Below are 242 nucleotides of genomic sequence, written 5' to 3'. Positions count from 1 at the left end.
TCCAGCGTCCATCGAAATAAACTTCTACCCAACTATGAATGATGTATTTAGGTGCTAACCAAAATACATAGCTAGGTATAGCCCCTTCTTGTAATTGCTGATCAATGGTAAAACCATGGAAGCGACACTGGATACCTAGTCCACGCAATAGCGCCCTTAACAGATTAACCTTAGTATTACAATGCACATAACCATCTGCTAGTACAACGCATTCTGCTATATCATCACTCTTGTTATAGCCA

General features: G+C 40.1%; 1 protein-coding gene. It reads right to left on the bottom strand.

Features of this window, described 5'->3' with window-relative positions:
- Positions 1-242: transglutaminase domain-containing protein (locus CWC30_RS17975; RefSeq protein WP_283956821.1), on the bottom strand; the 242-nt coding region annotated here is incomplete at both ends.

The organism is Pseudoalteromonas sp. S4741, from assembly GCF_005886135.1.
GTDB lineage: Bacteria > Pseudomonadota > Gammaproteobacteria > Enterobacterales > Alteromonadaceae > Pseudoalteromonas > Pseudoalteromonas tetraodonis.
This window is presented reverse-complemented; position numbering and strand designations above follow the sequence as displayed.